Source organism: Robiginitalea marina (assembly GCF_024006985.1).
Classification (GTDB): Bacteria; Bacteroidota; Bacteroidia; order Flavobacteriales; family Flavobacteriaceae; genus Robiginitalea; species Robiginitalea marina.
Genome location: NZ_JAMXIB010000012.1, coordinates 1 through 22,679 on the forward strand (window position 1 = coordinate 1; position 22,679 = coordinate 22,679).

Genomic DNA, 22,679 nt, shown 5'->3' on the forward strand with positions numbered 1-22,679 from the left:
GGGTGCCAAAACCTACCGCCGCTGGAGATTTCTTCAATTGAACTCCAGGAGATACCTCCCCCTCCCGATTGCCATCGGTCGGGGTCGGTGTTCCTTTGGCCCCCCAGGTGAAAATGCCAAAACCACCCGCCGCCTTCAGCGGCGGTGTTTTTTGTTCCCCTTCCGCTTACGAAAGCGAGCTTTCGCCGCGTCCGGGAAACAAAAAACCCGCCCTCATTCGAGGGCGGGTTTTGGCGCTTTAAGTGGTACCTCCAGGAATCGAACCAGGGACACACGGATTTTCAGTCCGTTGCTCTACCAACTGAGCTAAGGTACCAGAAAGTGAATTTCTAGTTGATACCATTGAACTTTGGTCAGCCAGGGACACACGCCCCGATAGCTATCGGGGTTCAGTCCGTTGCTCTACCAACTGAGCTAAGGTACCAGGGGTTTTAAGAACGTTTCCCTTTGGGGCGGAGATGCTTTTCAAAGGGGTGGCAAATATACTTTCAAATTTAAGAACAACCAACAATTTCTGAAAAAAAGGGGGTGGTTTTTTCCCAGTTTCCGATCTTTGTGGTATGAATCTCGTGATCGACGCAGGGAATACCCAAATCAAGTTTGCCGTTTTCCGGCGAAACCGCCTGTTGCACGTGGAATCGAGCCTGGAAGCGGGCTTTGCCGACCACATCAAGGCCGTGTTCCAGCAGTACCCCGGAATCAGTACGGCCATTATCTCGTCGGTGAGCAAACTAGATGCGCGGGCGGCCGACGTAGTGTCGGTGTTTTGCAAGACCTATGTGCTCTCGCCCCGCAGCAAAATCCCCTTTAAGAACTCCTACGCCACCCCCCAGACCCTCGGGCCCGACCGGCTGGCCCTGGCCACGGCGGCCTTTTACCATAACCCCAAGGGGAATACCCTGGTCATCGATGCGGGCACCTGCATCACCTACGATATGGTGAACGACCGCGGGGAGTACCTGGGGGGCGCCATTTCCCCGGGCCTCTACATGCGCTACAACGCCCTCCACGAATTTACCGACCGCCTCCCCCTGCTCACCCCCGAAAACATCCTCGATTTTATCGGCAATGCCACCGAAAGCAGTATCCACAGCGGGGTGGTCAACGGCATTACCCTGGAAATAGACGGGGTCATCGACCAATATAAATCGAGGTTTCCCGATTTAACAGTTATTTTAACGGGGGGGGACGCCCAATTTTTGTCCAGGCGGTTAAAAAATAGCATATTTGCCCATTCCAATTTTCTCCTGGAGGGCTTGAACCAGCTGCTGGAATACAACAAAAGCTAGATGGTAAAAAAACTTATTGCCGCAATCCTTTGTTTTGCAACCTATGGGGTTTCGGCCCAAAACGGCACGGTATCGCCCTACTCTTTTTTCGGCATCGGAGACCTGAAATCGGTCCGCACGGTAGACAACCAGATGATGGGCGGGCTGGGCATCTATACCGACAGCATCCACATCCACCTGAACAACCCGGCTTCCCTCGGGAAATTGGGGTTAACCGCCTATTCCGCTGCCTTTTCCCATAAAGAACTGCGCCTTGAGACCTTTACCGAGGAGCAGAACAGTTCGGTTTCGAACCTGGAATACCTCGCCGTGGCCCTGCCGATAAAATCGCAGCAGGCAGCCATCGGGTTCGGCCTGAAACCCTTCAGTTCCATTGGGTACAGCCTGGTGAATGAAACCACGGACAGCCAGGGAAGCCTGGTGACCAGTGAGTTCAACGGACGGGGAGGGCTGAACCAGGTATACCTTTCCGCCGGGTTCCGGGTGCTCCCCGACCTGCATGTGGGGGCAACGGTCAATTATTTTTTCGGGAACCTGGAAACTGCCCGGCTGCAGCTTGTAGAGGACGTGGTCTTTGGCACCCAGGACCTGCGGCAGTCGGAGGTAAGCGGTTTTGACTTCAATTACGGCCTTACCTATACCCCGAGTTTCGGGAAGCATACCCTGTTCACCTCATTACGGGTCAACACCCGGGGAAACCTCGTTTCCAAAAACAACCAGCAAATCGGCTCCGTGGTGGCCAGTACCCTGAGGCCCATTGAAGTAATTGAGGTCGACCTCGACCGTCTGAACCTGCGCAATACCGAAATCAAGATCCCGACGACTACCAGCATCGGGCTGGGATATGGCCAGGATAAACGTTGGTTCGTAGGGGCCGAATACAGCTTCCAGAAATACAGCGACTTTGTAAATACCTTCCTGGAGCAGGACAATACGGAATACGAAGATGCCAGCAGTTACGCCCTTGGGGGGTTCTTTATACCGGATTACAACTCTTTTGATTCCTTTTTCAACAGGGTGGTTTACCGGGCGGGCGTTCGTCTGGATAATACGGGTTTAGTCGTAAATGACAAGCCCCTGGAGAACTTTGGCATAACCTTTGGACTGGGTTTGCCTATAAGCGCCGATTTTTCGAACCTGAACATCGGGTTTGAGCTTGGCCGCAGGGGAACCACCATGAATGACCTGGTGCGGGAGAGTTACTTTAAGGTGAGTGTCGGACTTGCGTTCAACGCCCGCTGGTTCCTCAAAAGACAGATTAATTAAAAAAAATTAGTACATTGACCACCCTTAAATGAACGTTAAGATGAAAAAGGAATTTTACTTGATGTTGGTTGCGGTTTTGGGACTATCCGCATCGGTTTTTGGCCAGGCAGATAACCCGGAATGCATGACCAATCTTTCCATCTACGCCGAACACGCCAAGGTAAAGAACTACGAAGCTGCCTATGCCCCGTGGAAAATGGTTTACGAGACCTGCCCGGGCATCAACAAGGCGAATTTTTCCCTTGGGGAAAAAATCCTGCAGCATAAGATCGATAATTCCTCCGGGGCTGAAAAAGAGGGGTTTATCAAAGACCTGCTGACCCTGCACGACAAAAGCAAGGAATATTTCCCAAAGAATTACACCAGCGCCGGGATAGCCAGTGACAAGGCTTCCATTTTGTACGATAACAAAATGGCCGACGACGAGCAGCTTTTCAATATGTTGTCCAAAGCGTTCCGGGAAGACCGGGCCAATTTCGACAACCCCAAGGCGCTCTACCTGTATTTCTCATCCCTGGTCAACCTCCACGAGGCCGGTAAGAAGGACCTGCAGGAAGTCTTTGACGCCTACGACGACGTAACGGAAAAAATCGAAGAGGAGAACGAAAAATACCTGCAGCAGATCAATAAGCTGTTGCCCAAGGAAGAGGCAGGGACTTTGTCCAGCAAGGAAAAAAGCCAGCTTAGGGCGTACAACAGTTATTCTGAAAACTACGGGAAGATATCATCGAGCATCGATTCCAAGCTGGGGGCCCTTGCCGATTGCGACAACCTGATCCCGCTGTACGAGAAGACCTTCGAGGAAAAGAAGGGCGATATCGTTTGGGTAAAACGGGCGGTGGGCCGCATGTTCGCCAAGGAATGTACCGACTCCCCCCTGTTCCGGAAGCTTTTCGAGGCCCAGATGGCCCTGGAGCCTTCTGCAAGCGCCTACCTCTATGGGGGTAGCCTTAAAGTAAAAGATGGGGATACCCGCGGCGCCCTGGCGGATTTTGACAAGGCGGCGGAGCTGGAAACCGATGCCCGGAAAAAATCGGACATCCTGTACAAGTCGGCCACCGTGGCCCGTAAATTCAGCAAGTCCCAGGCCAGGACTTATGCCAATAAAGCCATCAGCGCCAATTCCTCCAACGGAAAAGCCTATTTGCTGATCGCCTCCCTGTATGCGAGCAGCGCCAACGAGTGTGGGGAGACCCCTTTTGAGAAACGTTCGGTATACTGGCTGGCGGCAGACATGGCCCGGAAGGCCGGCAGGGTAGACCCCTCCCTTTCTTCCACCGCCGGGCAGGCCGCGGCAAGCTACAGCGCCAAAGCCCCTTCCAAAACCGATATTTTCAATTCCGGGATGGCCGGCAAGACCATTTCCCTGAGTTGCTGGATCGGGGGCAGCGTGACCGTTCCTAACCTGTAGGGATGGGAAGGCAAATAAAACGTATTGCAGGCATTGCCATGGTTTCCACTGTGGCAATGTTTTTTTTGGGGTGTGCCGACAACTACCAGCGGGTAGGGGAGGAGAAGCCGGCCCGGGTGTATCCGCAGGGGGTAGCCGAGCACTTCACCCTAACTTATACAGAGACCAAAGAGGAGTTGCAGTCTCAGGGCAGCAGCGACTCGCGCATCGTGGCCATCCTGAAAAGCGACCGCAGCGAGGATTACGAGAACCTCGAATTCCCTTACCGGACCTTCCCCAACGGCCTGCTGGTGGAACACTTCGATGAGCAGGGCCAAAAAAGCACCATTAGGGCCGATTATGCCATTATTTATACCCGTACCAATATCGTGGACCTGCAGGGCAATGTAGTCCTCGAAACCCACGACGGGAAACGGCTGGAGACCACCCAACTGTATTGGGACCGCAGCAATGAATGGATCTTTACCCAGCAGCGGTTTACCTTTTCGAACCCGGAAGAAGGTACGGTGCTCAATGGGCAGGGCATGGATTTTAACCGGGATTTTAGTTATTTTATAGCACATAAAACAGGGGGCGAAATGCTCCTGAAGGAAGAAGAATCATGATAAAAATCCTCAGATACACCGAATACCTTTATCTGGCTGTTGCCCTGATTTCCCTTTATAAAATCGGCGAACTGTGGGAGGCCGACCGCGACCAGGCCTATGTTTTTGTCTTTTTTGCGGTGGTTTCCATAGCCATGTTCTTTTTCAGGAGGAACTATCGGAAGCGCTTTGAAAAACGCAGGGAATCCGAAAAAAGTTAAGTCGAGCCCCTCATGGCCATCATCGTTCTTTGCCTGCTGCTTTCGGCTTTTTTCTCGGGGATGGAAATCGCGTATGTTTCCGCCAACCGCATCCATATCGAAATCGAGAAAAAACAGGAGGGCCTGCTGGCCCGGGTGCTGGGAAAACTGACGGAAAGCCCGTCAAAGTTTATCGCCACCATGCTGATCGGCAACAATATTGCCCTGGTGGTGTACGGCCTCTATATGGGAGAATTGCTCATGGGATGGTTCCTGCGGATATTGCCCGTGGATAGCATCCTGCTGACCGCGTTGCTGACCGATTTCAGCCTCCTGACCCAGACCCTGATCTCCACGCTCATCATCCTGCTTACCGCCGAGTTCCTGCCCAAGGTGCTCTTCCAGATTTATGCCAACACCCTGCTTAAGGCCCTGGCCATCCCTGCCTACCTGTTCTACCTCCTGTTCTGGCCCCTTTCCGAATTCGTCATATTTGTTTCCGACGGCATCCTTAAGGCGTTTTTCAGGACCCGTGGCGACCAGGTGCAACTGGCCTTTACCAAACTGGAACTGGGCGATTACATTACCGAACAAATGGAGACGGTGGAAGAGCGTGATGAGGTGGATTCGGAAATCCAGATCTTCCAGAATGCCCTCGAATTTTCGGAAGTCAAGGCCCGGGAGGTCATGGTACCCCGAACGGAAATCACTGCGGTGGAGTTGCACGAAACCCCGAAGAACCTCACCCGCCTCTTCACGGAAACCGGCTATTCGAAGATTTTGGTCTACAAGGATACCATAGACAACATCATCGGCTATGTGCATTCCTACGAATTGTTCAAAAAGCCCAATACCATCAAGAGCATCCTGCTGCCGGTGGAATTCGTGCCGGAAACCATGCTGATCCAGAACATCCTGAACGTCCTGACCAAAAAGCGCAAGAGCATGGCGGTGGTCCTGGATGAATACGGGGGCACCTCCGGTATCCTCACCGTGGAGGACATTATCGAGGAGTTGTTCGGGGAAATCGAGGACGAACACGACACGGTCGACCTGTGCGAGGAGCAGCTTTCCGAATTTGCCTATAAATTCTCTGCCCGCCTCGAGGTGGACTACCTCAATGAGACCTACCGCCTCGACCTTCCGGAAAGCGATGAATACGGCACCCTGGGGGGGATGATCGTTAACGGAACCGGGGAGATCCCGAAAAAAGACAGCCAGATCCGCATTGGCAGGTTCCTTTTCCGCATCCTGGAAGTGTCCAATACGAAGATCGACCTGGTTACCCTCGAAGTACTCGAATCCGAATAGGTTCCCGTCCGCTTCCCAACCCCCCTGTTTTTCCTTTTATTATTGGGGAGAAAGTGGTATTTTCGCCCACTGATTTAAAGACCGGTAACATGGCAATTTTAGAAAAGATTCGAAAGCGTACCACCGTCATGATCCTGATCATCGGACTGGCGCTTTTTGCATTTGTGATTTCCGATGTGCTTACCCGTGGCGGGTTTGGCGACCCGAAGGTGGGGACCACCGTGGGGGAAGTGAATGGGGAATCCATATCCCTGGAGGAATTCCGCAGGAAGATGGAAATCGCTTCCAGCCAGTTTGGCAACCAGGCCAGTTCCACCCAGATTGTGAATTCGGTCTGGAACCAGGAGGTGCGGACAGCCCTGCTCAACCAGCAGTTTGAAGGCCTCGGGCTCGATATCGGGCCGGACCAGATCATCGAGGTGATCCGCAATAACCCGAGCTATACCCAGAACCCCCAGTTTCAGGATGAGAACGGCTTTTTTGACGAAACGGCCTTCCTGAACTTCCTCGCAGAATTGAAGGTGAACGCCCCCCAGCAGTATAACCTCTGGCTGGAAACCGAAAAAGGGTTGGTGCAGTCGGCCAGGGAACAAAGTTATTTTAACCTGATCCGGGCGGGGCTCGGGGCTACCCTGCAGGAAGGGGAGCTCGAATACCACCTGGCCAATGACAAGGTCGATATCCGGTATGTACGCGTGCCTTACAGCAGTATCCCCGACAGCACCATTCAGGTTTCCAAAGAAGACATTGCCGCATACATCAAGGACCACCCTGAAGAATACAAGCAGGAAGCCGCAAGGGATATCCGCTATGTGTTTTTTGAGGAGAAGGCCTCTGAGGCCGACCGGGCGGCCATCCGTGAAGGCTTGGAAGGCCTTCTGGGCGACGGCATGGAATTCATGGAGGAACTCGATTCGACCGTGGTAATCCCCGGGTTCCGCAGCACAACTGATATGGACGCCTTTCTGGACCGCCATTCCGATACCCGGTACGACACCCTGTTCCGCTCCCGCGCGGAACTTCCGGCACAGTTTGCCGATACCCTCCTGAACCTTGAAGTAGGCGAAGTATACGGGCCTTACCAGGATGGGGAATACTTCAAAGTTTCCCGGATGATGGGCAAGAAACCCGGGGGATCGGTGAAGGCAAGCCATATCCTGATTGCCTATCAGGGGGCTGAACGGGCCAACCCGTCGGTTACCCGTACCAAGGAAGAAGCTGAGGCCAGGGCAGGGGAACTGCTCGCAGAGGCCCGGGAAGAAGGCGCGGTTTTTGCCGAGCTCGCCCGCGCAAATTCCGATGGTCCCTCCGCCCCGAGGGGAGGGGACCTGGGATACTTCCAGGAGGGGGTCATGACCGCCAAATTCAACGATTTTGCCTTCCAGAACCCGGTGGGCACCATAGGGCTTGTGGAAACCGAATTCGGGTACCATATTGTAAAAGTGGACGACAAGCAGGATATCGTCCGCGTGGCGACCCTTACCCGCCTGATCGAACCCTCCGAGGAAACCGTGAATACGCTCTTTACCGAGGCCACCACCTTTGAGATGGCCGTGATTGACGATAAAAAGGGTTTTGCCGACAAGGCCGCTGAAAAGGAATATCAGGTGCGCCCGATTAACAAAATCAAAGCCCTTGACGAAAACCTTCCTGGCCTGGGGTCCCAGCGCCGCATTGCCCAATGGGCTTTCAATGAAGATACCAAAGTGGGGGATGTTCGCCGCTTTGACCTGAATAACGGCTATGCCATTGTACAGCTGACTGCAACCTACAGGGAAGGACCGATGAGTGTGGAGGATGCTTCGGTGCAGGTGTTGCCGATCCTGCGCAAGGAGCGCAAGGCCGCACAGATCATTGCCGCAAATGAAGGCAAGGGCCTGGAGGAGCTGGCCAGCTCCAACGGGGTGCAGGTTTCCAGTGCCAGTTCGCTGAACGCCAAGGCACCCACCATTGCCGGGGCCGGAAGGGAGCCCCTGGTGGTCGGAACGGCAGTTACCCTCGATACCGGCGCAGTTTCCGGGCTGATCAAAGGGGAATCCGGGGTTTTCAAGCTGGAGGTGACCAATAAGGAGGTTGCCCCGAATATGGAAAATTATGCCCCCTATGCGAACAATATCCAGAACAGCCTTGGTGCAAGGGTTTTGTCAGAGGCATTCAACGCCCTGAAAGAACGGGCAGAAATCGTGGATAACCGGGCCGCCTTCTACTAAGTCGCCCAGGTTTCCGTAAGGCTTGTCAAAAGGCCCCTGAGCCATTGAGGTTCAGGGGCCTTTTGCATTAGAGGATCATCTCCCGGTAGGGGATCAGGGTGTCGTATCCTTTTTCCCGGAAATACCCGGGCCCTTTTTCGGAACCCGTGGCCAGGATGAAATCCCCGCCCCAGGCCCCAAGGCTCTTCAGGCTGCCGGGATAGTCGGGGAAATGGGCCTCCTTTACCGGGGCTACCCCCAGGATATCGGACAGCAGGGCTTCGTGCTGCTCCAGGGCACGGCAAAAGGACACGAGGTCGGGCGCCCCGGCGAGCTGCCGGGTAAGGGATGAGACTTCCCTCAGGGCTTTCCCCTGGTCAAAATGGCGCTGGCGGTACCGCCGGATACCTTCCCGGCTGTCCTGCTTTCGGTTCAGGTAGACAAAAAACAACTGCCCGGCGAACGCCGGGGCAAAGGGGGCGTCCGAAACGGCCGGATGCCCGTCGCGGAGCTGGTAGAATAAAGGGCCCCCATGGCGGGCGGCGGCCAGGTCGTACCCGCTCCCCCCCAGGGATTCCCGCAGCAGGGTATAAGGGTCGACCCCCGCCCAATTGGCCAAATTCGACACCAGGGTAGACGACGATCCCAGGCCCCATTCCCGGGGGAATTCCAGTTTGGTTTCCACCGTCAGGGAGCAGGGTTCCTGCAAAAAACCGGGAGCGTGCGCCCGGGCTGTCCGGAGCATGAAAAGAAGGCGTTCCCGTACCCCCGAGGGAAAACCTCCTTCTGGAGGGGCCCCGAGTTCTTCCTGTGAGAAATGGGTTTCAAACCAGGGGGTGCCATCGGGGGACCGACTGGTCCAGCGAAGCCCCGGGGCTTGAGAGGGAACCACTTCAAGCCACTGCCCCATTCGCGTTGGGAGGGCCAGGGCGAGGGCCCCGTCCAGCACCAGGTATTCCCCGGTGAGCAGGATTTTCCCGTGGCTGTAATAGGAAGTCATAGGGCTTGGGAGCGCAGGGCATTGAGGGTTTCCACCACCGCGCTGTGGCTGACGGTATCGTTTTTGAAATGGTCGATCAGGGCCGTTTTTTCTGCCTCTGTCGCCCCGAGTTGGTTCAGGATATTGAGCAGGTGCATTTTCATGTGGCCCTTTTGGATGCCGACGGTTACCAGGGAGCGAAGGGCGGCAAAGTTCTGGGCCAGCCCGGCTACCGCCACCACCTGCATCAGTTCCGGGGCGCCCGGGTCGCCAAGGAGTTCCAGGGAAAAACGGACCAATGGGTGCAGGCTGGTGATCCCCCCCACAGTCCCCAGGGCCAGGGGGACATCCATCCAGAAGTGGAACTGCCCGTCTTCTATCCTGGCACGGGTGAGGCTGCGATACGACCCCGAGCGGGCCGCAAAGGCGTGTACCCCTGCTTCCACGGCGCGGAAATCGTTTCCGGTGGCAATGACCACGGCATCGATACCATTCATGATACCCTTGTTGTGGGTCACGGCCCGGTAAGGCTCACAATCGGCAATGGCCACTGCCTGTACCAGCCTGCGGGCGAATTCTTCCCCAGTGAGGCCGCATTCGGCGGGAAGGGCTTCCAAAGGGCAGCTGACTTCAGCCCGTACCAGGCAGCCCGGCACGTAGTTCGAAAGGATGCTCATCAAAACTTCCACCGGGGGCTCCATTCCCTGGAACGCGGGGTAAGCCTTTGCTTCCCTCACCAGGGTGGCCGCCAGTTGTTCCAGGCAGGAATTGATGAAATTGGCCCCCATGGCATCGAGGGTTTCAAAAGTGCAATGGAGTTGGAAGTACCCGGGCATGGCTTCCGTTTTGTCGCGGAGCGCGATGTCGCGGATCCCGCCCCCGCGTTGTTCCATATTTCGCGTTATCCCGGCGGTATCTTTCCTCAGAACCGGCCCGATATGGTCAATAAACTCCTGCAGGTCGGCTGCCTTTCCATGGAAGAGGAAATGCACCTGGCCAATTTTTTCCGTCCCCAGTACCCGGGCACGGAACCCGCCCCGTTCCAGCCAAAATTTGGCAGCCTTGCTGGCGGCGGCCACCACGGAACTTTCTTCAATGGCCATGGGGATGGCGTAGAGCCGGTCGTTGATCAGGAAATTCGGGGCTACCCCGAGGGGCAGGTAGAAATTGCTCAGGGTATTTTCAATGAATTCGTCGTGAAGCTGCTGCAAGTGGGCGTCGGGGTTCCAGTACTGCTGCAAAAGCGCTTCGGTCTGCCTGGGGTGCCGGGTGTACCGCTGGGCGATCCACTGTATTTTTTCCTCCTTGGAAAGCCTGGAGAATCCTTCGATAGGCTGGTCCATCTGCATTGAATTGAGGGGTTAAAGATACACATTCAGCCCTAATAATCCGGGGGGGTACCGCACAGCGGCAGGGCGGCAATAAATTCAAACAGAAGTTGCGTTTTTTGGCAAAATATTCCTAAACTTGAGGATTTTAACCCCATTTTTACGGAATTATGAAGAAGCCTTATTGGATCTTTGTGCTTTGGATCATTTTGGGCCCTGCGCTTTGGGCCCAGCAACAAAAGCTTACCCTCGAAGAAATCTGGGGCGGGGCTTTCAGCACGGAGTCCTTGCAAGCCCTGCATTCCATGGAGGATGGGAAGCACTACACCGTTCTGCAGTCCGACCCTTCCGCCAAGACCAGCAGCATCGATAAGTACCAGTACGAAACCCAGCAAAAAGTGGCCTCCCTGGTAGCCTCCGATAGCCGGGTGGGAATCCCCTACTTTACGGGCTATACCTTCAGCGCCGATGAATCGAAGGTGCTGCTGGCCACTCAGGTGGAACCGGTCTACCGCAGGTCCACCCTCGGCATCTATTACGTACACGACCTGAAGACCGGGGAAACCATCCGCGTCTCCCCTGAAATGATCCAGGAACCCACCCTGTCGCCGGATGGGGGTAAAGTGGCCTATGTTTGGGGGAATGACCTGTATGTCCTCGACCTCTCCGCCGGGCGGGTAACCCGGGTGACCGACGACGGGGAACCGAATGCCATTATCAACGGGGTCACCGACTGGGTCTATGAAGAGGAGTTTTCATTTGTCAGGGCCTTCCAGTGGAATTCCCGGGGAGACCGCCTGGCCTTCCTCCGGTTTGATGAAAGGGAAGTGCCCGAATTCTCCATGGATGTCTACGGAAGCGGGCTGTACCCGTACCCCTATGTGTTTAAATACCCCAAGGCCGGGGAGGCCAATTCACAGGTCACCCTGCACCTCTTCGACCTTAACGAAGGTTCGACACGGGAGGTGGACCTGGGAAGCCCGTATTACATCCCGCGCATCCAGTGGATGAACCACCCCGACCACCTGAGCGTGCAGACCCTGAACCGCCACCAGGACCACCTGGTCCTCCACCGGGTGGATGCCGCCACCCTGGCAGTCAGCACCCTGCTGGAGGAAAGGGATGCCGCCTATGTGGAGGTGACCGACAACCTTACCTTCCTCCCCGATGACCGGTTTATCTGGACCAGCGAGCAGGACGGGTTCAACCACCTGTACCTCCACCGGGCCGATGGGACCCGGCAATACCAGCTCACCAGCGGTCCCTGGGAGGTAACGGCCTACTACGGATACGACCCCGGGAGCCGGAGGATCTTCTACCAGTCTTCGGAGGAAGGGTCCATTACCCGGAATATCTACAGCGTTTCTGACAGGGGAAAGGGGCAAAGGCGCCTGAGCCCGGGCAATGGCACCAGCCAGGCTGCTTTCAGTGCTGACTTCACCTATTTTATCAACACCTTCAGCAACGTCGATACCCCGCCCCGCTACACGCTCCACCGGGCGGCCGACGGCAGGCTGGTCAGGGAACTGAAAAACAATGCCCCCCTGCTGGAAAAATTGGAAGGATACCAGCTCTCTCCCAAGGAGTTCAGCACCCTGAGCGTAAACGGGCACGAGCTGAACATGTGGATGATCAAACCTTCAGATTTTGACCCGTCAAAAAAATACCCGCTTTTCATGTTCCAGTACAGTGGCCCGGGGTCCCAGCAGGTTGCCAACCGCTGGCATGGGAGCAATGACTACTGGCACCAGATGCTCGCCTCCGAGGGGATTATCGTGGCCTGCATCGACGGACGGGGCACGGGGCTCAAGGGACGCGACTTTAAAAAAGTCACCCAGCTCGAACTCGGGAAATACGAGGTGGAGGACCAGATCGAGGCGGCCCGTATCCTGAGCGAACTCCCCTATGTGGATGAATCCAGGACGGGGATCTGGGGCTGGAGTTATGGGGGCTTCATGTCTTCCAACTGCATCCTTAAAGGGAATGAGGTCTTTGAGATGGCCATTGCGGTGGCCCCGGTGACCAGCTGGAGGTTTTACGACACCATATACACCGAGCGCTATATGCAGACCCCCCGGGAAAACGCCTCCGGGTACGACGACAATTCCCCCCTGAACTTCGCCGACCGCCTCAGGGGAAAGTATTTGCTGGTCCACGGCTCGGCGGATGACAACGTGCATGTACAAAATACCATGCGCATGGTGGAAGCCCTGGTCCGCGCGAACAAGCCATTCGAGTGGGCCGTATACCCCGACCGCAACCACGGGATTTCTGGGGGGAAAACCCGCCTGCACCTGTATACCAAAATGACCCGGTTCGTCCTGGAAAACCTTTAACCTAACCTGACCTGACCCATGGAAAAAACAATCGTTGACGTAGAAGAACAACAGCTTATGGGGCATCCCAAGGGGCTGTTCTATCTCTTTTTTGCAGAGCTCTGGGAGCGGTTCAGCTTTTACGGGATGAGGGCCCTGCTGACCCTCTACATGGTCAATGTGATTTTCGAGGCCCTGTTGGAGCGCGATTACGCCGCCGCCGCGGTCTACTCCAGTTACGGCTCCCTGGTATACGCCTCTACCGTCATCGGGGGGCGCATCTCCGATACCATCCTGGGCATGCGGCGCTCCATCCTGCTGGGGGGCATCCTGATGGCCCTGGGCCATTTTGTGCTGGCCATAGAACACAACGTGGCGTTTTACTCCGCCCTTGCCCTAATTGTGGCGGGCAACGGGTTTTTCAAACCGAATATTTCCACGTTTGTAGGGTCGCTGTATAAAGAGGGCGACCCCCGGAAGGACTCCGGCTTTGTTATTTTTTACATGGGGATCAATATCGGCGCCTTTGTTTCCCCCCTGCTTTGCGGCTGGCTCGGCCGGGAGTACGGGTGGCATTACGGCTTTGGCCTTGCGGGGATCGGGATGCTTACCGGGCTCTTGTTTTTCTGGAGCGGGATCCGGAAGAACGTCTTTGGCGACCGGGGGAAGGCCCCCAGCCAGGAAGTACTCGATAAACCCCTGGTCGGGGTACCCCAGCGCATCATGGTGCCGGTGATCGCCTTCCTTTCAGTGCCCGTGATCGCCGTCCTTCTGGCATCCTATAAGCCCATGGGGGAGGAAGGGGACTTTTTCGAAGACCAGAACCCGGTGAACATCATTTTCAAGCTGATCGGGATTTTCATCCTGGGATACCTGGCGTACATTATCTTTAAGTCCACCGCGGAGGAACGGAAAAAATTGATTATGGCGGTCCTGATCACCCTGTTCATGACCATCTTCTGGGGGTTCCATGAACTGTCAGGAAGCGTCATTACCCTGTTCGCAGACCGGAACGTGAACCTGGCCTGGATCGATGCGGCCCAGTCCAATGCCATCAACCCGGTGTTCATCATCCTGCTTTCCATTCCCATTTCCCTGTTGTTTACCTGGTTGTCGAAGCGGAACCTCAACCCCCGCACCCCGTACAAGTTCGGACTGGGGCTGGCCTTTGCGGGGATCAGTTTTTACGTCCTGGCCCTCAGCGGGGGCAGTGCCGATGAAAACGGCATGGTCCCTTTTTCCTACCTGTTGCTGATGTACTTTTTGCTTTCGGTGGGGGAACTTTTCATGTCGCCCGTGGGGCTCTCCAAAATCACCGACCTTTCGCCCAAACGGATTGTGGCCTTTATGATGGGGGTGTGGTTCCTGTCCTCGGCGTTTGCCTTCCAGGTCGTCGGCTTTATTGGCAAACAACTGGCCATTGAAAGTGACGATCCCAACGTCCGGGGCCTGGATACCCTGGAGGTATACACCGGAGGGTTCGAGCTGATTGCCCAGTATGCCCTGGCTGCAGGGGTCATCGTGCTGGTTACGGCCCCCCTGATGAAGCGCCTGATGGGCAACGTGCATTAAAGGTTCAGGGCAGTTCGGTTACAAAGGCCCCCGACCATGCCGTGGCATGGAAGGGAATGCCCTGCAGCCGGCAGGTTTGTTCCCAGCGGCGTACATAGCTGTGGTAATTGCTCCCATCGGCCACTACCTGCGCGGGCCGCAGTGCTTCCAGCAGGCGGCCCAGATGCACCCGGGGTGACCCGGTGAGGACCAGCAGGCGGGGGGAAGGCTCCCTGCCCGAATACACCCCCATACTGTCCAGGACCCGCACGTTTTGGTCCCCCCAGCGATAATGGTTTTCCAAAGGCATATGGATTATGCGGCTGGCGCGCCCGTGCAGGGCGGCGTCCCGCAAAAGCGGCTGCAGGGCTGCGGAATCAGGGGAAAACACGCGGAGGCTTCGGCCTTCCTGCACCCAGAATCCGCTGGCCGCCACCTTATGGGGGATGGTAAGTCGCCGGACCTCTTGGTCCTGGTCCCGGAGCCAGATTCCGTAGGCCTGCAGCAGGAGCAGGGCGAGGACAGCCCCCCTGAGGCACCACCGGCTACCCTGCCGTAGGGATATCCCCCCAAGCACAAGGGCCGCGCCTCCAAGCAGGAGGTGGACGCCGTCCCATGGAATGCCTTCGAGGTGGAACCCTTCCTGCCCGGCCACCCACCGGACAAAGCCATTCATCCCTGAAAGAACTGCGTTGTAAAGGGCCGGCAGGAAGGCCGGCAGCAGGGAAACCGACTGCAGCAGCAACACAGCGAAGCCCATCCCAAGTACCAGGCCCATCAGGGGCAGCAGCGCCAGGCCCGAGAGCAGGAAGAGGCCCGGGAACTGGTGAAAATAGAACAGCGACAGCGGCAGGGTGCCCATCTGTGCGGCCAGGCTCACGCAGAACAGGTTGCCCATCCACCCCCACGGACGGCGCTTCCAGGGCCACCACCGCATCAGGGCGGGGGCATACACCACAATGGCCGCCACCGCCGCAAAGCTCAGTTGGAACCCCGGTTGCAGCAGCCAGAGGGGGTCCAGGATGCCGATCATCACCATCCAGCCCAACCCCATGAAATGAAGGGTCATCCGGTCCCTCTGCAGGTAAAGGGCGTAAGAGACCAGGCTGAAAAGGAGGACGGCCCTTACTACCGAAGGGCTTAGACCCGCCAAAAAGGCATAGCCCCAGAGGAGCGCTACGGTAAGGAACAGCCGGGCCGACTTGCCGTAACGGCCCCTGCCCAGCGGCGCCAGCACCAGGTACACCAGGCCGGCCACAATCCCCACGTGTAACCCCGATACCGCCAGCAGGTGCAGGGCCCCGGCCTTGCGGTAAGCCGCCTGTACTTCCGGATCCATTTCGGAGCGGTCGCCCAGGAGCAGGGCCCGGGCTACCCCCGCTTCAGCAGGGGAGAACCCGGCTTCATCAAGCCTTTCGAGCAGTCGGCTGCGCAGGGTGGCAAGCCTGCCCCCTCTGCCCCCGACCGGGGGTGGCGGGAGGAGGTATTCCCCTTCGTTTAGCCTTAGCTGCCCGTGGATCCCAACCGACTCCAAATACGCCCTGTAATCGAACTGCCCGGGATTGGCCGTGGGCCCTACGGGCCCGGGGAACACCGCACTGATGATTTCCTGCCCGGGGGCCAGTCGTATGGTGTCCGGGCCGGCCGGCAATTGCAACACCACTTTTCCCTCTGCGGGGTTGCCGTTGACTCGGGTGATTTCTGCCAGGTACCGGTCGGAGTAGGGGGTATGTCGCAGGGCTTCCAGGACCTTCGCCCCCACCCAGCCACCCGGCTGGGTTTCGAAGTGGAGGAAGTGCAGGGGCCGGTTCTCCGGCAGGCGCCAGGCCATGCTGCACAGGCCGAGAGACCAGGCCGCCAGGCCGGCGGGTATCCAGTAGCCCACTGCGGGCATTCGCCGGAGGCCCAGCCCGGTGAGCCCCAGGAATATCACCAGGGTCAACAGCGCGGCCCCAAAGGAAGGCTTTACCCACAGGGACGAAAGCACGCCCGCAGAGAGGCAGGCAGCCAGCCCTATGGAAACGGTGGTGTGGGAAGGCATTTAGAAAATCCTGGTAGCCTTTACAAAGGCATGGTTCCAGTACCCTTCCCTCAGGGAGGAAACGATGACCCCCCTGGAGGTGGTGGAGTGGATAAAGCGCACCTCCCCGTCGCCGACCTCCACCACCAGCCCCACATGGTTGATGTTTTTGGCCCTCCTGAGGGTTTTGAAGAACAGGAGGTCGCCGGGTTGCAATTCGGAAAGGGCTACCTGGCGGCCTTCTTCGGCCAGCAGGTGGGAACTGCGGGGCAGGGGATAATCGTGCTCCAGGAAGGAAACGTACAGGAGCCCTGAGCAGTCCATCCCTTTCCGGGTGGTCCCGCCATAGCGGTACTTCACCCCGGCGTACGAGAGGGCGGTTTCAATAATAGCATCTGCACGGGTGTCTTCCACCGCGGGCCCGGTGGGGGCTTCGGCAGACGCTTCCGGGCCCTTAGCGGATTCCGGGACAGTGCCTTCCACGTGTATCTTCGGCGGGCCGGGACGGCTGGCAGTTTTTTTTGCCCCGCCACAACTCCACAGCAATACGGAGATTCCCAGTAAGAAGCTGGCTTTTTTCATCGGCGTCCGGAGGGCCTTTCGGGCCGCCCTAAATTTAGGGATTTTCGCACACTGGGGATACCATATCCCATATGAGGGGTTAAAATTAGCCCCTCTTGCTGAACCCGACGATCAGTTTTGCCGCTTTATAGCTGGCGCCTTTTCCCCCCAGTTTTTGGCGCAGCACCCCGTAGGCTTCCAGTTGCTCCTCCCTGCCCTTTCCTTCCAGGATGGCTTCCAGTTCCCCGGAGAGGTTGTCCGGGGTCAGGTCCCCCTGGATCAGTTCCGTCACCACTTCCCGGTCCATGATCAGGTTTACCAGGGAAATATATTTCAGGGTGATCAGCCGCCGGGCAATCTGGTAAGATACCCAGTTGCCCTTGTAGCAAACCACCTGGGGGACCCCAAGCAGGGCGGTTTCCAGGGTTGCAGTGCCACTGGTCACCAGGGCCGCATGGGCATGGAGGAGCAGGGGGTAGGTCTGCTCCTGCAGCAGGCGGGCCCGGGAGCCTTCCAGGAATTCCCGGTAGAAGTCGGGGTCCAGGCTGGGCGCCCCCGCCACCACAAACTGGTATGCGGGGAAGCGGGGCACCAGGGCAAGCATTACCGGCAAAATGCTTCGCACTTCCTGGGCCCGGCTTCCCGGCAGGATGGCTATAATGGGCTTGTCAGGGTCCAGCCCGTGGGCCTGGCGAAAGCCGGCCGGGTCCCGTTCCGGGAGCCCTTCCAGGGCATCGATGAGGGGATGCCCCACGAAATGTACTGGCATCCCGTGCTTTTCCTCATAAAATTCCTTTTCAAACGGAAGGATGACGTATAGTTCATCGATATCCCTTTTGATCTTTCGCACCCTGCCTTCCCTCGAGGCCCACACCTGGGGGGAAATGTAGTAATGGGTACGGTATCCCTTCTGCCTTGCCCACTGGGCGATGCGGAGGTTGAAGCCCGAGAAATCGATGAAGATAAGGGCGTCTGGCCCGAAGCTTTCGATGTCCTTTTTGCAGAAGGAAAGGTTGCGGAAGATGGCGGGCAGGTTGGCCAGGACTTCCAGGAACCCCATGAATGAGAGTTCCCGGTAGTGCTTTACCAGGGTGGCCCCGGCAGCTTCCATGCGGTCCCCGCCCCAGCAGCGCACCTCGGCACCGGGGTCGTGGCGGTGGAGGGCACGGACCAGGTTCGACCCGTGAAGGTCCCCGGAAGCTTCCCCTGCGATGATGTAGTACTTCACCCTCCGAAAAGTTTATAATACAGGATAACCAGGGCCGTCAGGACGGTCGCCATAAGGACCCCGCGGGCGCGGTGGTCGCGCCGGAGCTTCAGGAACCCGAAAAAGGCAAAGAGGTTCAGGATGGCCCCCAGGGCGAGCAGGCTTCCCACGTGTCCCTGCTGCACGGCGGCAGCATAGGCATCGGCAATTCCCAGATCGGAGAACAGCCAGATGTAGAGCAGTACCCCCAGGGTATTGGCAATGATTCCCACCGCAAAACCAATGGCCATTTCCCGGGCCGGATGTATTTTATTCATGGAGTGACCAGTTATTCAGTTCCTGTATGGCGTGATGGGCGGTGAGGTCAAACTGGGTCGGCACCACCGAAACATAGCCCTGGGCCAGGGCCCACTCGTCGGTATCCATCCCCTTGTCGAGCAGTTCGAATTCCCCGGTAAGCCAGTAATAATCCCGTCCGCTCGGGTTGGTCCGCTTGTCGAACTTTTCCTTCCAGTTTGCCCGGGCCTGCCGGCAAACCCTGATGCCTTTGGGGAGCTCACCCCGGGTCCTGGGGATATTGACGTTCAGGACCACCCCTTCCGGGATCCCTTGTTTGAGGGATTCCCGGGCAATTTGCTTTACCGCTTTTTCGGCGGGCCGGAAATCCGCTTCCCAGGAATAGTCGCACAGGGAAAACCCGATGGCGGGCACCCCTTCGATCCCCGCCTCAATGGCAGCGCTCATGGTCCCGGAATAAATCACGTTGATCGAGGCGTTCGACCCGTGGTTGATCCCGCTTACGCACAGGTCGGGCCTGCGGGGCAGGAGCTCCTGCAGGGCCAGCTTCACGCAGTCGGCCGGGGTCCCGCTGCAGCTGTATTCTTCCAGCGCCCCGTCTCCCGGGTCTGTGACCACCCGCTTGAAATACAACGTGCTGTCGATGGTTATGGCGTGGCCCATGCCCGATTGGGGGCTGTCCGGCGCAACGACCACCACGTCCCCCAGGTCCTTCATGTAGCGGATCAGCATCCGCAATCCGGGTGCGGTGATCCCGTCGTCATTGGTAACCAGGATAAGGGGTTTGGGCATTGGATATACTTTACCGTGCAAAAATACGTTTTTCGTAAATAGGGCTGCGGAAAGGGGGCATTAACAAAAAATTAATGTCATCCCTCAGGGCTGGCATGGTTTTTTCTGTACTTTAGGGGGTTCAATGCCAGATCAAAGGCAGTTTTGCGGTCCCCGGGACCAGTAAATAAAAAGAGTTACATGAAAAGGAATTTTGTGTTAGTGTTATCGATCCTGCTGATTGCCGTGGCATCCTGCAGTTTCACCAACCGTTCGTTCGAAACCGACGACCGCGATAAACTTTTACTCGATCTGATCACCTATGTGCTGGAACGCGGCCACTACGAGCCCAGGGATATTGACGATGATTTTTCAGTAAGTGTTTTTGAAGACTTCATCGACGTGATTGATCCCACCAAAAGGTATTTCCTGGAATCGGACCTCGAGGAATTCGAGCAGTACAAATTCCAGCTCGACGACCAGATCAAAAATACCGAGATATCCTTCTTTAACCTGGTATATGAGCGGCTCATGCAGCGCATGGACCAGATCCGGGAGATGTACCCGGAGGTGCTGGAATCCCCTTTTGATTTTTCGGTTCAGGAATACATCGACGTCGATTATGAAAAACAGGGGTATGCCAAAGACCGGAAGGAACTCGCCGACCGCTGGCGCAAGCAGCTGAAGTACGCCACCATAGGCACGTATGAATCTAAGCTGAACCTTGGGGCCGCCGATCCTTCTCAGGCACTTACCCCGGAGGAAGCTGAAAGGGAAGCCCGGGAAAATACCCGGAAAACCATGGAGGAGTACTTCGATTTCGTCGATGACCTCCAGCGTCAGGACTGGTTTGTACAGTACCTGAACACCATTGTGGACGAATTCGACCCCCATACCTATTACTTTGCCCCGGAGGACAAGGAACGTTTCGATGTCAGTATGTCAGGAAAGTTTGAAGGCATAGGGGCGCGCCTGCAAAAACAGTCGGAGGGCGCCAAGATCGTCGAGATTATCTCCGGAGGGCCGGTCTGGAGGGACCAGCGCCTGGAAGTGGGCGATGAAATCCTCAAGGTCGGACAGGACGGGGAGCCCCCTGTAAACATCGTGGGCATGCGTTTGGACGATGCCATCAAACTGATCAAGGGCCCGAAAGGCACCGTGGTGGACCTCACGGTGCGCAAGGTCGATGGTACCGTGGAGGTGATTTCCATTACCCGGGATGTGGTGGAATTGGAGGAGTCTTTTGCCAAGTCGGCCGTGATCAGGAAAGAGGATAAAAAATACGGGCTGATCAACCTCCCCAAATTCTACGTGGATTTCGACGATTACACGGAGCGCAATGCCGCCACCGATGTGGCCCGGGAAATCGAACGGCTGAAGTCCGAAGGGGCCGAGGGCCTCATCCTGGACCTCAGGGACAACGGGGGCGGGTCGCTGAAGACCGTGGTCGATATGGCCGGGTTGTTTATCAAGGACGGCCCTATCGTGCAGGTACGCTCTTCCGCCAGGGACAAGGAAATCTACGAGGACAAGGATGAGCGCATCCAATGGGATGGCCCGCTGGTGATCCTGGTCAACGAACTTTCCGCCTCGGCTTCAGAAATCCTTGCGGCTGCCATGCAGGATTACCGCAGGGCGGTGGTGATCGGCAGCAGGCAAACCTTCGGCAAGGGTACGGTGCAGAACCTTATCCCCCTGGAGAATATCGTCCGCAGCAATGAATACGGCGACCTGGGCGCCATAAAACTCACCACCCAGAAGTTCTACCGCATCAATGGGGGCTCCACCCAACTGGAAGGGGTTAAAAGCGATGTGGTGGTGCCCGACCGGTACAGTTATATCGACCTGGGGGAACGGGACCAGCAAAACCCCCTGCAATGGGATAAGATCAGCCCGGCCTCCTATGAGCCCTGGGACGGCTATATCGATTACGAAACAACCATTTCAAGGAGCACAGCCCGTATGAAGGCCCATCCGCAGATTGCCCTGATTGAGGAAAACGCCCGCTGGATCAAGGAACAGCAGGATGAAACCCAGGTCCCCCTGAACTTCGCGGAGTACCAGAGACGCGAGAAGGAAAACAAGGATAAGTCGCAATACTTCAGGTCCCAAATGGTCTATGACTCCAAACTCGATTTCAGTTCCCCGCGCTATGAAAGGGAACTCTTTACACAGGACTCGGTGTTGCGCGACAAGCGCAACCGGTGGCACAAGGACCTGGCACGCGATGTATACGTGGAAGAAGCGGTGAATGTGTTGCAGGATTTGAAGCTCAACAACATTAAGAAAGATAAGCTGGCGAGCCGCACCCGGGGTTAAGGCCTTCGGGGTGGTTTGCACAACCCAAAGCGACCCGGGGGACTTCCCCGGGTCCTTTTTTTTGGCGTGCGGCCTCAGTCTTTCAGGCGGGATGCAAATTGCTCCCTGAGCTTGCGGAGTTTCGGGCTGATGACTGCCCGGCAATACCCTTCCGAAGCGTGGTCCTCATAGTAGTTCTGGTGGTAGTCCTCCGCCTCATACCAGTTCTTCAGGGGGCTGAGCTCGGTAACGATGGGGGCATCGAAGTATTCGGCCATTTCGCTGAGCACCGTTTCCGCGGTGGCTTTTTGCCCTTCATCCAGGTAGAAAATCACCGACCGGTACTGGGTACCGACGTCGGCCCCCTGCCGGTTAAGGGTGGTTGGGTCATGGGTCGCCATAAAAATCACCAGCAGGTCGCGGTAGCTGATTAGGGAAGGGTCAAAGGTAATCCGAACCACCTCGGCGTGGCCCGTAAGGCCGGAGCAGACCTCCCGGTAAGTTGGCCTGCCAGGGGCAGCTCCCCCGCTGTACCCCGAGATGACCTTCCTTACCCCCCGAACGTTCTGAAAAACGGCTTCCGTACACCAGAAGCACCCTCCGCCAAGGACAGCATCCTGCAGGGAATCAACCTTCGTTCCCATCGCGTGTTTCGTGTTTAAGGGCCAGGGAGTTGATGCAGTACCTGAGGCCGCCGGGGGGCGGTCCATCGGGAAACACATGGCCAAGGTGGGCGTCGCAGCTATTGCATTGTACTTCCACCCGGACCATGCCAAAAGAAGTATCTTTTATATACTTGATCGCATTGGCTTCGGTGGGTTGGGTAAAACTGGGCCAGCCGGTGCCCGAATCGAACTTGATGCGGGAATCGAAAAGGGAGGCCCCACAGCAGGCACACCGGTAGGCCCCCGGGTCATGGCTGTGGCACAGGGCCCCGGAATGCGGGGCCTCGGTTCCGTGCATGCGGGTTATCCGGAATACCTCCGGGTCGAGTTCGGCCTTCCAGGTTTCCAGCGGTTTTTCCACCCTCCTGTCGGGCTGCGGATTCCCCCGGGTGGCATAATGCATAATATCTTTCCAGGTAAGCATTTTCAAAGCATTT

19 protein-coding genes and 1 tRNA gene are annotated in these 22,679 nt (G+C 56.9%); 10 read left to right on the forward strand and 10 right to left on the reverse strand.

Going from position 1 to position 22,679, the window contains the following annotated elements; genetic code table 11:
• Window positions 1–243 precede the first annotated feature (243 nt).
• Window positions 244–316: transfer RNA gene (locus NG653_RS12570), tRNA-Phe, on the reverse strand.
• 244 nt (window positions 317–560) lie between these two features.
• On the opposite strand from NG653_RS12570, the gene NG653_RS12575 reads away from it, so the two are divergent.
• The 7 genes from NG653_RS12575 (at window position 561) to NG653_RS12605 (ending at window position 8,271) form a co-directional block, all read left to right on the forward strand.
• Window positions 561–1,289 carry a type III pantothenate kinase gene (locus NG653_RS12575; protein ID WP_252742066.1) on the forward strand — a complete coding sequence of 243 codons (729 nt, stop codon included), beginning with the start codon at window positions 561–563 and terminating at the stop codon, window positions 1,287–1,289.
• Window positions 1,290–2,555, forward strand: a complete 1,266-nt coding sequence (gene bamG, locus NG653_RS12580; protein WP_252742067.1) for a BamG family beta-barrel-assembly machinery protein — start codon at window positions 1,290–1,292, stop codon at window positions 2,553–2,555. It begins immediately after the preceding gene.
• Window positions 2,556–2,595: 40 nt separating this feature from the next.
• The gene (locus NG653_RS12585; protein WP_252742068.1) at window positions 2,596–3,966 is read left to right on the forward strand and encodes a hypothetical protein; all 1,371 of its coding nucleotides are present in this window, start codon (window positions 2,596–2,598) and stop codon (window positions 3,964–3,966) included.
• A 2-nt stretch (window positions 3,967–3,968) separates the two neighbouring features.
• On the forward strand, window positions 3,969–4,571 hold the full coding sequence (gene lptC, locus NG653_RS12590; RefSeq protein WP_252742069.1) for an LPS export ABC transporter periplasmic protein LptC: 603 nt from the start codon (window positions 3,969–3,971) through the stop codon (window positions 4,569–4,571).
• Entirely contained in the window at window positions 4,568–4,771 is a 204-nt protein-coding gene (locus NG653_RS12595; protein WP_252742070.1) for a hypothetical protein, read from the forward strand. Before lptC ends, NG653_RS12595 begins: the two co-directional genes overlap by 4 nt.
• 12 nt (window positions 4,772–4,783) lie before the next feature.
• A complete protein-coding gene (locus tag NG653_RS12600; RefSeq protein ID WP_256470482.1) occupies window positions 4,784–6,061 on the forward strand; it encodes a hemolysin family protein in 1,278 nt (425 codons plus the stop codon).
• A gap of 89 nt (window positions 6,062–6,150) precedes the next feature.
• Window positions 6,151–8,271 carry a peptidylprolyl isomerase gene (locus NG653_RS12605; protein ID WP_252742071.1) on the forward strand — a complete coding sequence of 707 codons (2,121 nt, stop codon included), beginning with the start codon at window positions 6,151–6,153 and terminating at the stop codon, window positions 8,269–8,271.
• Window positions 8,272–8,338: 67 nt separating this feature from the next.
• Here the strand turns inward: NG653_RS12605 and NG653_RS12610 are convergent, their stop codons facing one another.
• Complete coding sequence (locus tag NG653_RS12610) at window positions 8,339–9,250, reverse strand: GYDIA family GHMP kinase (RefSeq protein ID WP_252742072.1); 912 nt, start codon at window positions 9,248–9,250, stop codon at window positions 8,339–8,341.
• Window positions 9,247–10,572: a hydroxymethylglutaryl-CoA reductase, degradative gene (locus tag NG653_RS12615; protein ID WP_252742073.1), complete on the reverse strand. Its 1,326-nt coding sequence runs from the start codon at window positions 10,570–10,572 to the stop codon at window positions 9,247–9,249. The genes NG653_RS12610 and NG653_RS12615 overlap by 4 nt, the downstream gene beginning before the upstream one ends.
• Before the next feature lie 155 nt (window positions 10,573–10,727).
• On the opposite strand from NG653_RS12615, the gene NG653_RS12620 reads away from it, so the two are divergent.
• Both NG653_RS12620 and NG653_RS12625 read left to right on the forward strand, forming a co-directional pair.
• Window positions 10,728–12,893 carry a S9 family peptidase gene (locus NG653_RS12620; RefSeq protein ID WP_252742074.1) on the forward strand — a complete coding sequence of 722 codons (2,166 nt, stop codon included), beginning with the start codon at window positions 10,728–10,730 and terminating at the stop codon, window positions 12,891–12,893.
• Window positions 12,894–12,911: 18 nt separating this feature from the next.
• Window positions 12,912–14,444: a peptide MFS transporter gene (locus NG653_RS12625; RefSeq protein ID WP_252742075.1), complete on the forward strand. Its 1,533-nt coding sequence runs from the start codon at window positions 12,912–12,914 to the stop codon at window positions 14,442–14,444.
• Between the two features lie 4 nt (window positions 14,445–14,448).
• Here NG653_RS12625 and NG653_RS12630 read toward each other — a convergent pair whose 3' ends face one another.
• The 5 genes from NG653_RS12630 to surE all read right to left on the reverse strand — a co-directional run bounded on the left by NG653_RS12630 (window position 14,449) and on the right by surE (window position 19,300).
• A complete protein-coding gene (locus tag NG653_RS12630; RefSeq protein WP_252742076.1) occupies window positions 14,449–16,464 on the reverse strand; it encodes a ComEC/Rec2 family competence protein in 2,016 nt (671 codons plus the stop codon).
• Entirely contained in the window at window positions 16,465–17,025 is a 561-nt protein-coding gene (locus NG653_RS12635) for a C40 family peptidase (protein ID WP_252742077.1), read from the reverse strand. It lies immediately after the preceding gene.
• Window positions 17,026–17,110: 85 nt separating this feature from the next.
• Complete coding sequence (gene lpxB / locus NG653_RS12640) at window positions 17,111–18,232, reverse strand: lipid-A-disaccharide synthase (protein ID WP_252742078.1); 1,122 nt, start codon at window positions 18,230–18,232, stop codon at window positions 17,111–17,113.
• On the reverse strand, window positions 18,229–18,528 hold the full coding sequence (locus NG653_RS12645) for a hypothetical protein (RefSeq protein WP_252742079.1): 300 nt from the start codon (window positions 18,526–18,528) through the stop codon (window positions 18,229–18,231). Before NG653_RS12645 ends, lpxB begins: the two co-directional genes overlap by 4 nt.
• Window positions 18,521–19,300 (reverse strand): 5'/3'-nucleotidase SurE, encoded by a 780-nt coding sequence (gene surE, locus NG653_RS12650; RefSeq protein ID WP_252742080.1) that lies wholly within the window; start codon window positions 19,298–19,300, stop codon window positions 18,521–18,523. The genes NG653_RS12645 and surE overlap by 8 nt, the downstream gene beginning before the upstream one ends.
• A gap of 180 nt (window positions 19,301–19,480) precedes the next feature.
• On the opposite strand from surE, the gene NG653_RS12655 reads away from it, so the two are divergent.
• Window positions 19,481–21,598 (forward strand): carboxy terminal-processing peptidase, encoded by a 2,118-nt coding sequence (locus NG653_RS12655; RefSeq protein WP_252742081.1) that lies wholly within the window; start codon window positions 19,481–19,483, stop codon window positions 21,596–21,598.
• Window positions 21,599–21,672: 74 nt separating this feature from the next.
• On the opposite strand, the gene msrA is transcribed toward NG653_RS12655, so the two are convergent.
• Together msrA and msrB are read right to left on the reverse strand one after the other, a co-directional pair.
• Window positions 21,673–22,221 carry a peptide-methionine (S)-S-oxide reductase MsrA gene (gene msrA / locus NG653_RS12660; RefSeq protein WP_252742082.1) on the reverse strand — a complete coding sequence of 183 codons (549 nt, stop codon included), beginning with the start codon at window positions 22,219–22,221 and terminating at the stop codon, window positions 21,673–21,675.
• A complete protein-coding gene (gene msrB, locus NG653_RS12665) occupies window positions 22,205–22,666 on the reverse strand; it encodes a peptide-methionine (R)-S-oxide reductase MsrB (RefSeq protein WP_252742083.1) in 462 nt (153 codons plus the stop codon). Before msrB ends, msrA begins: the two co-directional genes overlap by 17 nt.
• Window positions 22,667–22,679 lie beyond the last annotated feature (13 nt).